The organism is Serratia liquefaciens ATCC 27592 (assembly GCF_000422085.1).
GTDB classification, from domain to species: domain Bacteria; phylum Pseudomonadota; class Gammaproteobacteria; order Enterobacterales; family Enterobacteriaceae; genus Serratia; species Serratia liquefaciens.
Genome location: NC_021741.1, coordinates 69,758 through 84,386, shown reverse-complemented (window position 1 = coordinate 84,386; position 14,629 = coordinate 69,758). Strand labels below are relative to the sequence as shown.

Annotated in this window: 11 protein-coding genes, 1 tRNA gene and 1 pseudogene; 3 read left to right on the top strand and 10 right to left on the bottom strand. The window is 56.2% G+C overall.

Annotation, left to right across the window (positions count from 1 at the left end; translation table 11 throughout):
* Positions 1-469 precede the first annotated feature (469 nt).
* The 4 genes from M495_RS00370 to M495_RS00360 form a co-directional block, all read right to left on the bottom strand.
* Positions 470-1,225, bottom strand: a complete 756-nt coding sequence (locus M495_RS00370; protein ID WP_020824701.1) for a nucleotidyltransferase domain-containing protein — start codon at positions 1,223-1,225, stop codon at positions 470-472.
* 31 nt (positions 1,226-1,256) lie between these two features.
* A tRNA-Sec gene (locus M495_RS25715) sits at positions 1,257-1,351 on the bottom strand.
* Between the two features lie 102 nt (positions 1,352-1,453).
* Positions 1,454-2,800 (bottom strand): esterase-like activity of phytase family protein, encoded by a 1,347-nt coding sequence (locus M495_RS00365; RefSeq protein WP_020824700.1) that lies wholly within the window; start codon positions 2,798-2,800, stop codon positions 1,454-1,456.
* Positions 2,801-2,876: 76 nt separating this feature from the next.
* A complete protein-coding gene (locus M495_RS00360; protein WP_020824699.1) occupies positions 2,877-4,076 on the bottom strand; it encodes a cyanate transporter in 1,200 nt (399 codons plus the stop codon).
* A gap of 126 nt (positions 4,077-4,202) precedes the next feature.
* Here M495_RS00360 and M495_RS00355 point away from each other — a divergent pair, with 126 nt between their 5' ends.
* A complete protein-coding gene (locus M495_RS00355; protein ID WP_020824698.1) occupies positions 4,203-5,057 on the top strand; it encodes a LysR family transcriptional regulator in 855 nt (284 codons plus the stop codon).
* Positions 5,058-5,062: 5 nt separating this feature from the next.
* On the opposite strand, the gene M495_RS00350 is transcribed toward M495_RS00355, so the two are convergent.
* The 6 genes from M495_RS00350 to xylF form a co-directional block, all read right to left on the bottom strand.
* Complete coding sequence (locus M495_RS00350; protein ID WP_020824697.1) at positions 5,063-5,503, bottom strand: hypothetical protein; 441 nt, start codon at positions 5,501-5,503, stop codon at positions 5,063-5,065.
* Positions 5,454-6,074 (bottom strand): nucleotidyltransferase domain-containing protein, encoded by a 621-nt coding sequence (locus tag M495_RS00345; protein WP_020824696.1) that lies wholly within the window; start codon positions 6,072-6,074, stop codon positions 5,454-5,456. Before M495_RS00345 ends, M495_RS00350 begins: the two co-directional genes overlap by 50 nt.
* Positions 6,075-6,141: 67 nt before the next feature.
* Positions 6,142-7,320 carry a D-xylose utilization transcriptional activator XylR gene (gene xylR / locus M495_RS00340; protein WP_020824695.1) on the bottom strand — a complete coding sequence of 393 codons (1,179 nt, stop codon included), beginning with the start codon at positions 7,318-7,320 and terminating at the stop codon, positions 6,142-6,144.
* 313 nt (positions 7,321-7,633) lie between these two features.
* Entirely contained in the window at positions 7,634-8,818 is a 1,185-nt protein-coding gene (gene xylH / locus M495_RS00335; protein WP_020824694.1) for a xylose ABC transporter permease XylH, read from the bottom strand.
* Positions 8,796-10,337 carry a xylose ABC transporter ATP-binding protein gene (locus M495_RS00330; RefSeq protein ID WP_020824693.1) on the bottom strand — a complete coding sequence of 514 codons (1,542 nt, stop codon included), beginning with the start codon at positions 10,335-10,337 and terminating at the stop codon, positions 8,796-8,798. Before M495_RS00330 ends, xylH begins: the two co-directional genes overlap by 23 nt.
* Before the next feature lie 29 nt (positions 10,338-10,366).
* Entirely contained in the window at positions 10,367-11,362 is a 996-nt protein-coding gene (gene xylF / locus M495_RS00325) for a D-xylose ABC transporter substrate-binding protein (protein ID WP_020824692.1), read from the bottom strand.
* 366 nt (positions 11,363-11,728) lie between these two features.
* On the opposite strand from xylF, the gene xylA reads away from it, so the two are divergent.
* Both xylA and xylB read left to right on the top strand, forming a co-directional pair.
* Complete coding sequence (gene xylA, locus M495_RS00320; RefSeq protein ID WP_020824691.1) at positions 11,729-13,048, top strand: xylose isomerase; 1,320 nt, start codon at positions 11,729-11,731, stop codon at positions 13,046-13,048.
* A 42-nt stretch (positions 13,049-13,090) separates the two neighbouring features.
* Positions 13,091-14,544 (top strand): annotated as a pseudogene (gene xylB / locus M495_RS00315) (xylulokinase).
* Positions 14,545-14,629: the final 85 nt, after the last annotated feature.

Below are 14,629 nucleotides of genomic sequence, written 5' to 3'. Positions count from 1 at the left end.
CCCCAACCATTTAATAATAATCAATTAAGATTACTCATCAACATATATATAAATAAAATAGTGCAATGAAAATGATATAAATTATTTATATATCGAAACAAACAATGGCTAAATATCTTTAAATTTAAAAAATCAACTCCAGCATTCACTAATATCAAACTAATGTCTTGTATTTCACTTATGGGATTGAATATCTACAGGAACCTGTAAATATCTTTATTAGCGGTGCTAGGGTAGCGCCGCACTGATTAAGGAAAGATCATGATGACCAGATCCCCCCTTGGTTCTACTGCTTCAACAGGGCAAAAATGCCCGGAAAGCGGCGTTTGGAAGGTCGTGGGCACACCATCAACCACCGCCCCCATAGCGAAAGGTAATACCATGCCGCCCTACAATAATAAGGCGGCTACCTGGAAGTTAACCCAGTACGCCTAAGCCTTAAGTTATAAGCCGCCACTTCGGGGCGGCTTTATTGCTGACGTTCAAGCCAACAAAGAAAGTCCATCATTCGCTCGGTAAACTCAGCGTCATTAGCATTATTGATAGCATGTGCCAGCAGATAATCTATTTCTGTAGCCTTATCAGGATGCCGCGCTAATAATTGCTCGGCATAATCATCAAGCGCTATCGGCCAAAACAGGCTATCAGGATCACGCAGCATATTAGTTGCTCTGATCAGCTTTCTGGCCGCTTCGCGTTTGAGTCGTTGCAGCTCAGCAACCCGAGACCCGCCCGAGATTTTCACACCATAATCTTCCAGCACGGTGCGCAGATCGGCATTTACCGCCCGCGCAATACGACGATCTGGCCGGAACAGTGGCAATACGTTGCTTACGTCATTTCCCCAAAGACAGCGGCAATGGTGTTTCAACCAATAGCCCCAGCTATAGCGATTGGCGGGATTTAGCGCTTCATCGAGGGTGCCAATATCAAAATCCACCTTACTGACTATCGTCTGATGTTGCTGGAAATCCTCACGCCATTGCTCAATAAGCGCCAATTCAGCGTCAGTAGCCCGCCGACTCAGCAACAAGGTGATATCCAAATCGGACTCCCCCGGTGTCGCTTGCCCGCGTGCCACACTGCCATAGAGATAAATACAGTGGATCAAGTCGGGGAAATGGCTCGGCAAGCCTGCGACCAACGCTGTCAGCACAGGCGTGAACGCATCCTGCAATGAGAAGTCGGTTACCGTGGGGATAAAGCCATCGCGGCAGAAGGTCATTGGCTGCTCCGAAGGGGTTTACGCTGGAGAGTGGCGGAAGATCACAGGAGTCGAACCTGCCCAGGACCGCTGGCGGCCCCAACCGGATTTGAAGTCCGGCCGCCCCACCGGGGACGAGGATCTTCCTTCGGGAGTCAGAAGCAAGAGCCTGATTATAGCGCAGTTTATCCTTAGCGCTAAGAGGGAAATAGCGGCGGCCCCCGGCAAAAATACCGGAGGCCGGCAGAATTACGGCTTCAACAGATCTTTGACGTCCAGCAGGATAAATTCATTGTCATCCGCCATGTTCGGCTGGCGGCTGGAGGAGAACGGGAAGTTATTGTCGTTACCGACAATAATATGACTGCCGTCCACCACGTCGACGTTTTCAATGGTGAAGAACGGGAAGGTCAGCACACCGTTGTTCAGCGGTTTGCGCGCCAACTTGTTCGGGTCCTGAATGTTCAACAGGTCGATATAAGCCAGTTTATCGACCGGTTTGCCGACGTTGGCATCAGAAAAAGCGATTTTATATACCCGCTTGAACTTCGCCACCTGGCTGAAGCAGTTGTCGGTTGGCGCACCCGCCGCACAAGCTTTGTCCGGCGTACCTTCGCCATTATCACGCTCAATCACCAGTCCATGGGTAGCGTCGATCATATTGAAATCGCCGATGGCGTTCTGGTTGTCTTCCAGCACGTACTGCCAGCTGCGGCCAGTCCAGGCCTGCTGTTTCACGTCAAATTCCAGCACCCGCAGGTAACGTTTTCCATCGCGGTTTTCAAACTTTTCGCCATCCCACAGCGCGCCCTCAAGCAACGGGTACAGCTTGCTGCCGTCCGGCGATGCCGCCATGCCCTCAAAACCCTTGGAACGCGCCACCTGGAAGTTCTGTTTGCCATCCGGTGCACCCGGTAGGGTCAGCGTCGGGTTATCCGGCGATTTGACTACCTTGCCCTCCACCTTGGTGTCGAACACCGCCAAAACCTTACCGTCCAGATCGGCCTTGATCAGGTAAGGGCCAAATTCATCGCCGATCCACAGGGCATTGTCGGCGAACTGGAAGCTTTCCGGGTCGAAGTCACTGCCGGTCAGGTAACGCTGGTCGGTGCTCTCATTGACGATATGGAACGGCACTTTCTGGTCAGGATCGTGCAGGAATACCGTTTTCAGTGGCGTCACCGTGCCGTTGTCAAAGTCGATTTTGTAGTGATTGAGGTACAGCATCGCATCCGGTGAGTTGGCTTTGCTGCCGAAGCCGTTGTCGGTCAACACCCAGTAGGTGCCGTCAGGCATGTGCTTGATACCGGAATGGCCCTGAAGGGGTTGGCCCGCGATCGGCAGGCCGATACCGGTCATGCGATCGGCGGATTTTCCCGCCACGCTGCCCAGTTCCGTCACGCGTTTGCCGCTGGTGTACTTACCGCTTTGTTGCAAATCGGTGGGAGCATCCTGTGGCGCCGCAATACTGGATTTTACCGCCAGTATCGCATGCCCGGCCAGCGTCGCAGACACCGGTTGGGCGTCAGCCCACAGGTTACCGCTCAGCGCCATACAGCCAGCCAACAGCGCCAGACGAGTTTTGGTGATGTGCATGTCATGGTTCCCTTTTTGTTGTTATCGCCCAGAAGTAAAAGCAACGTCACTATAGGGAGCCGCAATGACAGAAATATTATTCGGCGAACGCTCGCCGGTAGCTGTGCGGATGGAAGCACCAGGTGATGGCGATAAGCACCACCACCAGCAGTGCGTGAATTTGCCAATCTAGCACAAAGCCACCGCTGTAATCACGCAACAGGCCGGAAATGTACGGCGTCGTACCCGCCAGCAGGAAGCCGATACCCTGCATAAATGCCACCAGTCGCCCCGCCGCCGCCGGGTGCGGAATATGGTCGAGCGCCAGCACCAGGCACAGCGGGAATGCACCGCCCAGCCCCAGGCCGGATAGTAGTACCCACAGCCAAGGCAGCGTTTGCGGCAGGTAGATAAGGCCGATGAAACCTGCCAACTGCATGATCAGCGCCAGCAACAACAGCGGACGGCGGTCCGTAGCGCGCGCCAAGGCGGGCAACAGCAGCGCCCCCACGACCTGGCCGAAGGTCATCAGCGCCAATAGCGACCCGCTGGCCTGCGGCTGCCAGCCGAGCTGCATGTAATAAGGGGGGAGCCAGGCGATCAGGCTGGTGTAGCCGCCATTAATCAAACCGAAATAGGCACCGAGCAACCAGGCGCGACGGCTGCACCATAAGCTCGGTCCGCGAGCAGTACCGGATGGCGTCAGGCGTGCCAAACCTCGGCTGACGGGCCACCAGGCGATCAACGCCACCAGCGCCGGTGCTGCCCACCAGGCCAGCGCGCTATGCCAGTCATGGCCAACACTCATCAGCCAGGGGGTAATCGCCGCCCCCAGTCCACCGCCGCCCATCAGCGCCGCCGACCACAGCCCGGCCACCAACGCCATCTGCTTGAGAAAATGATGCTTGATAATACCGGGCATCACCGCCTGGATAACGCCAATTCCCAGCCCGCCCAGCACCGCACTCAACATCAACTGCGTGCTGCCCGGTGCCAGCTCGCGCCAGGCAGCACCCAGGCCAATGGCCAGCAAACTCAGGACAACGCTGGTGCGTTCACTGAACAAACGGTTGATGGCACCGCCAGCCAACGCCATCAGCCCCATCATCAACACCGGCAAGGTGGTCAGCAGGGCCGCGCCGCCAAAACTCAGCCCGGTAGCCTGGCGCAGCGTCGGCAACAGCGGGCCAATAGACGTCAGCAACGGCCGCATATTCAAGCCAATCAGCACCAGTACCCACAGCAGGGGATTGAACCAGCGGCGTAAGAAAGGGGGAGCAATAAAATGATTTAACACGGTCTATTCCTGAACTTCCGGGGTGAAGAGTGCGACGTCACAACCTGTACGCCGCAGCGTTGCATTACTCTAGGCAACGCCGCTAGTATTGGGAAATTAAATAATAAAATAGCCAGCAGTGGGAAAATGAATCGCTACCCGATGTTCAATCCGCAGTTATTGCTCAGCTTTGTCGCCGTGTGCGACAGCGGTAGCTTCACCCGCGCCGCGGACCGGGTATTTTTATCGCAGTCCACCGTCAGCCAGCAGGTGCGTCGGTTGGAGGAGATGCTCGGTAAACCGCTGTTTGAGCGCTCCTCTCATCAGGTATTACTGACCGAGGAAGGCGTCAAACTGTTGAGCTATGCGCGGCGGATCATCGCGCTGAATGAAGAGGCACATGACGCCCTGACCGGTATCTGGCGCGACGGCGTACTGCGGTTGGGGATGCCGGAGGATTTCGCGGCACCGACTACGGAACTGCTGGCGGAATTCAGCCGGGCGCACCCGCACCTGCGGCTGGACGTCACCAGCGGCCTGAGCGCCGATCTGCACAGCGCCTATGCCCGTGAAGAACTGGACCTGATCCTGGTGAAACAGCGTCGTAGTCAACCTCCGCGCGCCGCCAGGCCGGAGCCGCTACTGTGGCTGGATAGCCTGGCCTTTCCGGCCATCGAACAATCCCCGGTACCGCTGGCGGTGTTCCCGCTCAATGGCCTATACCGCGATGACCTGTGCCAGGCGCTGGATAACCTTGGCAAGCGCTGGCGCATCGGCTACAGCAGTGCCAGTCTGGCGGCTCTCACCGCCGCATCCGCCGCCGGGTTGGGCGTCACGCTGTTGCCAGCGAGCTGTCGCTTGCCCAGCCACCGGGTGCTCGGCATCGCCGAAGGGTTACCGCCGATCGACAGCATCGAACTGGCGCTTTATTACCGCGACGGTGCCCCCGCCGCCACCCCGGCACTGGCCGAACGGCTGAAGGCGTTTTGCGGATTAGTGTGAACAGGCTATTCCAAAAGATGCGGATGTTTGAGTGACAACCAATCATTAATCGCCAACCACAGTGCCTCGGCTTGTTCCAGGCAGGTGTACACTGCTGCATCCGTCACTAAATCACCTGAGTAATCAGCGATATTGCGTTGTTTTCGCAAAGCATCCAGACAGATCATTGCTTCACGCGAGATACCCAGGGTAAGCGGCAACGATTGAATCATTAGCTGATGATGACCAGGTTTATTTGTCGAAGTCCGAAAACCTTCCGCCTGCAGAGCAGCATTGGCAATTTGCATAACCGCTTTATAGGCCGCATCAAAACGTGTTTCATTGCTAAGCAAAGTGATGCTGGCATCATGCTGGTTACGCGCAGCGGCGGAGAGTAATTTTCTGATGGCGCCCGCGTCAGGTTGTATCGCCTCCAGGCCAAGACCTATCAGGTTGTCTAACGTCATCCTTGCCTCCCAAAATCCTTAGCTGGGGCTTACTCATAATATCCTGAATAAAGGCTGAGTTTTCCGCCAAAGCCATTTGCCACTCTGCCGGCGAGTACAGCTTGGGGTTAATTTCTCGACCCAGTTCCTGCTGTAACGGGTAAAACGCGTTGATCACCTCAGAAAAAGACAAGTGACCGACGATCAGGACGTCTATGTCACTGTCTGCCGTCGCTTTACCACTGGCGATCGAACCAAAAATAAACGCCAGCTCAAGCTCAGCATTAAGCTCGGATAATACCTGCCGCAAACGTGCGGCCACCCCAGAGGTTTTGCGGAAAATCGCTACCAACTCTGCAAAAATCAGGCAGTCGGGGTTAGCGCGATAATAAATCTGCTTCCCTTGGGGCTGTCTTAGCAGAATGCCGCCCAGCGCCAACTTGCTCAACTCTTTATGTAGAGTACCGGCCTGAGTTGCGGTCCGACGCGCAATTTCGCGGACATGAAATGCCTGCTCCGGCTGCATTAGCAGCAGATTTAGCACTTTTCGTCGATATTCACTGAATAAAAGATCGAGCAAAGAGTCGTACATGGTGCTTCTCTATGTAGCCTTATTAGCTACAAATGTAGCCAACAAAGCTACATTAAACAAGCAAGCACTAATACCCGACCTCACCGTAACGCTCGCGGTAATCTTTCGGCGTCATGTCGTAACCCTTCTTGAATACCGAGTAAAAATACTGCAGTGAGGGGTAGCCGCACATCTGCGAAATCTCGTTGATGGTCAATGAAGTTGCCTTTAACAGGTTACAGGCCCGATCCAGCTTTTCCTGATGGATTACATGGTGGATGGTTTCGCCGGTTTCATCTCTGAAGCGTTTTTCAAGATTGGAACGCGACAGCCCTACCGCATCGAGCACCTGTTCGACCTTGATACCCTTACAGGCGTGATGGCGAATATAATGCATGGCCTGGATCACCGCCGGATCACGCAGCGAACGAAAGTCGGTGGAACGACGCTCGATCACCTTCACCGGCGGCACCAGAATACGTTGCAGCGGCAGCTCACGACGATCGAGCAACTGATGCAGCAGCTTGGCGGCACGGTAGCCCATCTGGCGGGTGCCCTGCGCCACGGAAGACAGCGCCACCCGCGACAGGTAGCGCGTCAGCTCTTCATTGTCGATGCCGATGACGCACAGCTTTTCGGGCACCGCAATGTCCAGATGTTCGCAAACCTGCAGCAGATGGCGTGCCCGGGCATCAGTCACGGCGATGATGCCGGTCTGCTGCGGCAGCGTCTGTACCCAGTCCGCCAGCCGGTTCTGGGCGTATTGCCAATTCTCCGGCGCAGTGGCCATGCCCTGATAGACCACGCCCTGATACTGCTCCAGCGCCACCCGCTGACGGAAAGCATGTTCACGCTCTTGCGCCCAACGTTTACCGCCTTCGCTCGGCAAGCCGTAGAAGGCAAAGCGATTAATGCCCTTTTCCTTCAGGTGGCTGAACGCCGCCTCAACCAACGCCTGATTATCCGTGGCGATGTAATGCACCGGCGGGTAATCCTCATCACGATGATAAGAGCCGCCCACACCGACGATCGGCACCCTGACGTTATGCAGCAAATGTTCGATTTCACGGTCGTCGAAATCGGCAATCACCCCATCGCCCAACCAATCCTTGATGTTGTCGATACGGCAGCGAAAATCCTCTTCGATAAAGATGTCCCAATCGCACTGTGAAGCCTGTAAATACTCACCAACGCCCTCAACCACCTGGCGGTCATACACTTTATTGGCGTTGAACAGCAACGTAATGCGAAAGCGCTTTTCGAACATGCGGTATCCCCGGTAACCCCCAGTAGGGGGCGAATAAATTCGCCCCGATTAAGGCGGGCGCAGCATGCAGCGCCCCAACCCTGTCTGGGGATGGCGAGTGAGTCGCCTGACTGCAACTTGAAAGCTACAGGGTATTTTCTGCGAGAGCAGCAAGCATCACCTCATAACTGTGACCGCGGGCGCTATATCCAAAATAATTGGAGTCGTATCAAGGCGGCAAAGGAACTCATTCCGATGAGCTTACTAAAGTAAGTGATTCGGGTGAGTGAGTGTAGCCAACACAGATGCAGCTTCAAGTATGAAGGATATATTCTTATGCCCGGCGCTTGGTGGCGGAATCCATCCACACAGCCAGCAGCAAAATGGCCCCCTTGACGATGTACTGCCAGAAAGTCGGTACGTCCAACATGCTCATGCCGTTATCCAGCGAGGCCATGATAAACGCCCCCATCACCGCCCCGGCCACGCTGCCTATGCCTCCGGCCAGGCTGGTGCCGCCAATCACGCAGGCAGCGATGGCGTCCAGCTCGGCAATATTCCCCGCCGAAGGCGAACCGGCGCCCAGCCGCGAACTGAGGATCAGACCGGCAATCGCCACCATCAGACCGTTGATGGCAAACACCGCCAGTTTGGTGCGCTCGACGTTGACGCCCGACAGGCGCGCAGCGTCAATATTGCCGCCGATAGCGTAAATCCGACGGCCAAAGGCGGTGCGGGTGGCCATAAATATCCCCGCCAGCATCAGCGCGGTCAGGATCAGCACCGGCGTAGGCACCCCGCGATAGTCGTTGAGTAAATAGATTGCGCCGAGTACCAGCAGCGCCAAAATGCTCTGGCGGGTTACGTCACCGGTCGGCGTGGCTACCGGCAACCCCAGCTGTACGCGTCGACTGCGCCGCCGCCATTGCCAGGCCACAAACAGCATCAGCCCCACCGCGCCGATACCGAAACCCAGCCCACCCGGTAAATAGCTCTGACCGATTTGCGACATGGCGCCGCTGGTCGGTGCCACCGTGGTGCCATTGGTGATACCGATCAGGATGCCGCGAAAGGCCAACATCCCCGCCAGAGTGACGATAAACGAAGGGACTTTGCGATAGGCAACCCACCAGCCGTTCCAGGCCCCCAACAGCAGACCGGCCACCAGCGTCACCACGATGGTCAGCGGCAACGGCCAACCGAACCAGACGTCAAAAATCGCCGCCGCGCCGCCCAGCAGCCCCATCATCGAACCGACCGACAGATCGATTTCCGCCGAAACGATCACGAACACCATTCCGACTGCCAAAATGCCGGTGATCGCCGTCTGGCGCAGCAGGTTGGAGATATTACGCGCGCTGAGATAGGCCCCTTCGGTGGTAAAGGTAAAGAACAGCATAATGACGACTATCGCCGCCAACATTACAAACACCTGCAAATTGATGGATTTCAGCTTCACCGTCGTTTTTTTCTCCACCCTTGCCGCTACCAACGCTTCAGACTGCGTGTTTTTCGACATCTGTTTCACTCCTCAAAGCGGCTTCCATCACCTGTTCCTGAGTCAAACCGCGGTTGATCAACGAAGCCTTGATGCGCCCCTGGTGCATCACCAACACCCGATCGCTTAATCCCAGCACTTCCGGCAACTCGGAAGAAACCACGATCACCGCAATCCCCTGCTGTACCAGTTGATTGATTAATTTATAGATTTCTTGTTTTGCACCGATGTCGATGCCGCGTGTCGGTTCATCCAGAATCAGGATTTTCGGCTTCAACAGCAGACACTTGGCCAGAATCGCCTTCTGTTGATTGCCCCCACTCAAGCGGGCGATAGCCAGTTCTGGCGAGGAGGTTTTCACCCTCAGCTGCGCCAGCGACTGGCGGATGGTTGCCTGTTCATGGGCGTCGTCGATCACCGTCAGCATGCCGCTGAAATCACTCAGCGCCGCCAGCGTCATATTGGCCCCGACGCCCATCACGGGGACGATGCCATCACGCTTGCGGTCTTCCGGCACCATGGCAATACCGTAGCGCATCGCCTGACGGCAGTTGTTGATAGTGGCCGGCTGACCATTGAGGGTAATGCTGCCCTGCCAACGACCAGGGTAGACGCCGAACAGGCACTGCATGGTTTCGGTACGCCCTGAGCCGACCAGCCCGGCAACGCCGAGTATTTCGCCGCGCCGCAGGCTGAAAGAGACATCGTCCACTCGGCGAACCTGACGGTTAACCGGATGCCAGGCGGTCAGGTTATCCACCTGCAGGATCACCTCGCCTATCTCATGCTGTTGTTGCGGATACAGCTCGGTCAGCTCTCGCCCCACCATCATGGCGATAATGTCGTCCTCACTCATTTCCGCCGCCGGACCGGTGCCGATGTGCTTGCCATCGCGGATCACGCAGATCAGATCCGAGATCGCCTTCACCTCGTTCAACTTGTGCGAAATGTAGATACAGGCAATACCGTGATCGCGCAGATCCCCGATGATCGCCAGTAGCGTGGCGGTTTCACTTTCCGTCAGCGAAGCCGTAGGTTCATCCAATACCAGTAGCCGAACCTGTTTGTTCAGCGCCTTGGCGATCTCCACCAGTTGCTGCTGCCCCAACCCGAGTTCGCCAATCGGCGTATTGGGATCCACCTCCAGTTTGACCTGCGCCAGCATACGCCGGCAGCGCAGGTACATGGCGTCATAATCCATCACCCCGTAGCGGCGCCATTCATTGCCGAGAAACATGTTTTCCAGCACCGTCATCTGCTTTACCAGCGCCAGCTCCTGGTGAATGATGGCAATACCTTTCTGCTCGGTGTCGCGAATATTTTTCGCCGTCAATAAATCGTCAGAGAAATAAATATCTCCCTGATAACTGCCGTGTGGATATATTCCGCACAGCACTTTCATCAGGGTGGATTTTCCCGAACCGTTCTCACCACACAGCGATAATACCTGGCCAGCTTCCAGTTTCAGGCTGACATTATCCACCGCCTTAACTGCACCGAACTGCATGGTGATATTTTTCATTTCTAATAGGTTGGGCATTATTCCCTCCACATTACCGGCTTTCGGAATTATTGAATGTCGGCTTTTTTGTGGAAACCGTCGGCAATAATAGTGCTGTCGATATTCGCTTTATCCACCGGGATCGGCGTTAATAACCAGGAGGGCACTTCTTTGCTGCCGTTATTTAAGCTGGCGTTGGTTTTCGGCTGTTCGCCCTTGCCCAGCTGCACGGCAATGCCCGCAGCCTCATCGGCCAGTTTGCTGATTGGCTTATAGACCGTCATGGTCTGGGTGCCGGCGACGATACGCTTCACCGCCGCCAGATCGGCGTCCTGGCCGGAAATGGCCACTTTGCCCGCCAGGCCCTGTGCGGCAAGCGCCTGAATTGCGCCACCGGCGGTGGCATCGTTAGAAGCCACCACCGCGTCAATCTTGTTATTGTTGGCGGTCAGCGCATTTTCCATGATTTTCAATGCGTTTTCCGGCAGCCATCCATCAACCCACTGATCGCCCACAACCTTGATTTTCCCGCCGTCGATCAGCGGTTGCAGCACCTTCATCTGGCCCTGGCGGAACAGCTTGGCGTTGTTATCCACCGGCGAGCCGCCCATCAGGAAATAATTGCCCTGCGGTACCCGCTGCACCAGGCTTTGCGCCTGCAATTCGCCGACCTTTTCATTATCAAAGGAGATGTAGAAATCGATGTCCGCGTTATTGATCATGCGGTCGTAAGCCAGGACCTTAATGCCTTCCCGTTTGGCTTCGCTGATGACGTTGCTCAGCACCTGGCCGTTATAAGGAATAATCACCAGCACGTCGACGCCACGGTTGATCATATTTTCGATCTGCGCCATTTGGGTTTCTTCATTGCCGTTAGCGGATTGGACAAACACGTCTGCCCCCAGCGACTTGGCTTTGCTGACGAAGATATCGCGGTCTTTTTGCCAGCGCTCCAGGCGCAGGTCATCGATCGCCATGCCGATTTTGACTTCTTTGCTGAACGCCGGTTGGCTGGCCAGCGCCAGCAGCGCGCAGACAGAAAGGAACACAGGTTTAAATTTCATCTTATATACCTTTGTTATTTAAAGCATAAGGAAGGTAATTGAAATAGGCCGATTACACAGCTTCGAGCAGATTGTTGTCGCTTATTTATACTTCGGCAATTACTGATTTTTACCGGCCAATTACGATTTTTGGTTTAATGTTATTTTTATGATGGCGGTCATGCTTTCACGCTGTAAAACAGCACATCGACAAATAAAAATGAAAGAAGCCTTAAATAAAGCACGGTTAAACCCTTATTATGGGATCTGCCGCACATTTAATAATTCTGTGAATTTAAGTGTGAAATAACGTAATTGAGCCGTCTGCCGCAAACTCCGAAGATAAAGCCATCCCGTAACTCGGGCATTGCTACCCAGGAGTCGATAATGCAACCTTATTTTGATCAGCTTGAGCAAGTGCGCTACGAAGGCCCAGCCAGCAATAACCCCCTGGCCTTTCATCACTACAATCCGGATGAACTGGTGCTTGGCAAGCGCATGGCGGAACATCTGCGTTTCGCCGCCTGTTACTGGCATACCTTCTGTTGGAACGGCGCGGACATGTTCGGCGTCGGTGCCTTCGATCGTCCCTGGCAGCAGCCGGGCGACGCGCTGGCGCTGGCCAAACGCAAAGCCGACGTGGCGTTCGAGTTCTTCCACAAGCTGAACGTACCTTACTACTGCTTCCATGACGTAGACGTCTCACCGGAAGGTGCCTCGCTGAAAGAGTATCTGCACAACTTTGCGGTAATGACCGACGTGCTGGAAGAAAAGCAGCACAGCAGCGGCGTGAAACTGCTGTGGGGCACCGCCAACTGTTTTACCCATCCGCGTTATGGCGCCGGGGCCGCCACCAACCCGGATCCGGAAATCTTCAGTTGGGCAGCCACCCAGGTATTCACCGCCATGAACGCCACCCAGCGCCTGGGCGGTGAAAACTACGTGCTGTGGGGCGGGCGTGAAGGCTATGAGACCTTGCTCAATACCGATTTGCGCCAGGAACGTGAGCAAATTGGCCGCTTTATGCAGATGGTGGTGGAGCATAAACACAAAACCGGTTTCCAGGGCACCCTGCTGATTGAGCCCAAACCGCAGGAACCGACCAAACATCAGTACGACTACGACGTCGCCACCGTCTATGGTTTCCTTAAGCAGTTCGGCCTGGAAAAAGAGATCAAGGTGAATATCGAAGCCAACCACGCCACGCTGGCAGGCCATTCGTTCCACCATGAAATCGCCACCGCCATTGCGCTGGGCATTTTCGGCTCTGTCGATGCCAACCGGGGTGACCCACAGCTGGGCTGGGATACCGACCAATTCCCGATCAGCGTAGAAGAGAACGCGCTGGTGATGTTCGAAATTCTCAACGCCGGGGGATTCACCACCGGTGGGTTGAACTTCGATGCCAAAGTCCGCCGTCAAAGCACCGACAAGTACGATCTGTTCTATGGCCATATTGGCGCCATGGATACTATGGCACTGGCACTGAAGGTCGCGGCAAAAATGGTGACTGACGGCCAGTTGCATCAGCAGGTAGCGAAACGCTATGCCGGCTGGAATGGTGAATTGGGCCAGCAAATTTTGCAGGGCAAACTGTCGCTCGAAGCCTTGGCGCAGTACGCTGAAGGCCATGCACTGGCGCCGCAGCACGTCAGCGGCCGTCAGGAACAGCTCGAAAACCTGATGAACCGCTATCTGTTCGGCTAACCGATCGCGCGGCACACGCCGCGCCTTTAAGGATCCTCAACCATGTATATCGGCATCGATCTCGGCACTTCCGGCGTAAAAGTTATTTTGCTCAGCGAGCAGGGCCAATTGCTCGCCAGCCACGGTGAATCGCTGCCCATTTCCCGTCCTCATCCCCTATGGTCAGAGCAGGCCCCGCAGGACTGGTGGCACGCCACCGACCGCGCGATGCTGGCGCTGGGCAAGCAACACAACCTGCAGCAGGTAAAAGCCATTGGGCTCAGCGGTCAGATGCACGGTGCCACGCTGTTGGATGCACGTCAGCAGGTGCTGCGCCCGGCGATTTTATGGAACGACGGCAGGAGCGCCGCACAGTGTCTGGCGCTGGAACAGGCGGTGCCGCAGTCGCGGCAAATCACTGGCAACCTGATGATGCCGGGCTTTACCGCCCCCAAACTGCTGTGGGTACGGCAGCATGAGCCCGAGCTGTTCAAGCGTATAGATAAAGTCCTGCTGCCCAAGGATTACCTGCGCTGGTGCCTCACCGGCGAATTCGCCAGCGACATGTCGGACGCCGCAGGAACCGGCTGGCTGAACGTGGCGCGGCGCGACTGGAGCGAGGAGATGCTGGCGGCATGCAGCCTGACTCGCCGCCAGATGCCACAGCTGTTCGAAGGCAATCAGATCACCGGCCAGACCCATATTGAACTGGCCAAACGTTGGGGCATGTCGCCAGTGCAGGTGGTGGCCGGCGGCGGTGATAATGCCGCCGGGGCGATCGGCGTAGGCCTGTATCAGCCGGGGCAGGCGATGTTGTCACTCGGCACCTCCGGCGTTTATTTTGCCGTCAGCGACGGTTTACTCAGTAACCCGGCCAGCGCGGTACACAGTTTCTGCCATGCGTTGCCCGACACCTGGCACCTGATGTCGGTCACGCTCAGCGCCGCATCCTGCCTGGACTGGGTGTGCAAACTGACCAACGTCGAGGACGTCGCTACCCTACTGCGCAATGTCGAACAGGCGCCGCCGGCGGCAGCGCCGCTGTGGTTCCTGCCCTATCTGTCCGGCGAGCGTACGCCGCACAACAATCCTAACGCCAAAGGCGCATTCTGGGGCCTGACTCACCAGCATGGGCCAACCGACCTGGCGCGCGCCGTGCTGGAAGGGGTTGGTTTCGCCCTGGCTGATGGCATGGACGTACTGCACGCCAGCGGTCTGCAGCCGTCCAGTATCACCCTGATTGGCGGCGGCGCGCGCGCAGCCCCTTCTGGCGACAAATGCTGGCGGATATCAGCGGTCAGCGGCTGGAATACCGCACCAGCGGCGATGTTGGCCCGGCGCTGGGGGCGGCTCGCTTGGCTCAGATTGCCCTGAACCCGCAACGCCCACTGGTTGAATTGTTGCCTGAATTGCCGCTGGAACAGGTACATACACCGGATGCCGAGCGCCACCAGCAGTACACCGCGCTGCGCAGCACCTTCCGCGAGCTCTATTCCCGTCTGTTACCGTTGATATAAAACCGAAAGGGGGCCAAACAGCGCCCCCTTATTATTGCCAAATCGAATAGTCGCCAGTGGCAAATGTCACTGCCAACCCACGCGC

What these genes read in the sequence shown, in the direction of transcription:
- M495_RS00370 (WP_020824701.1), bottom strand. Translation starts at nt 1,225, where the DNA reads ATGACCTTCTGCCGCGATGGCTTTATCCCCACGGTAACCGACTTCTCA.
- M495_RS00365 (WP_020824700.1), bottom strand. Translation starts at nt 2,800, where the DNA reads ATGCACATCACCAAAACTCGTCTGGCGCTGTTGGCTGGCTGTATGGCG.
- M495_RS00355 (WP_020824698.1), top strand. Translation starts at nt 4,203, where the DNA reads ATGAATCGCTACCCGATGTTCAATCCGCAGTTATTGCTCAGCTTTGTC.
- M495_RS00350 (WP_020824697.1), bottom strand. Translation starts at nt 5,503, where the DNA reads ATGACGTTAGACAACCTGATAGGTCTTGGCCTGGAGGCGATACAACCT.
- M495_RS00345 (WP_020824696.1), bottom strand. Translation starts at nt 6,074, where the DNA reads ATGTACGACTCTTTGCTCGATCTTTTATTCAGTGAATATCGACGAAAA.
- xylR (WP_020824695.1), bottom strand. Translation starts at nt 7,320, where the DNA reads ATGTTCGAAAAGCGCTTTCGCATTACGTTGCTGTTCAACGCCAATAAA.
- xylH (WP_020824694.1), bottom strand. Translation starts at nt 8,818, where the DNA reads ATGTCGAAAAACACGCAGTCTGAAGCGTTGGTAGCGGCAAGGGTGGAG.
- M495_RS00330 (WP_020824693.1), bottom strand. Translation starts at nt 10,337, where the DNA reads ATGCCCAACCTATTAGAAATGAAAAATATCACCATGCAGTTCGGTGCA.
- xylF (WP_020824692.1), bottom strand. Translation starts at nt 11,362, where the DNA reads ATGAAATTTAAACCTGTGTTCCTTTCTGTCTGCGCGCTGCTGGCGCTG.
- xylA (WP_020824691.1), top strand. Translation starts at nt 11,729, where the DNA reads ATGCAACCTTATTTTGATCAGCTTGAGCAAGTGCGCTACGAAGGCCCA.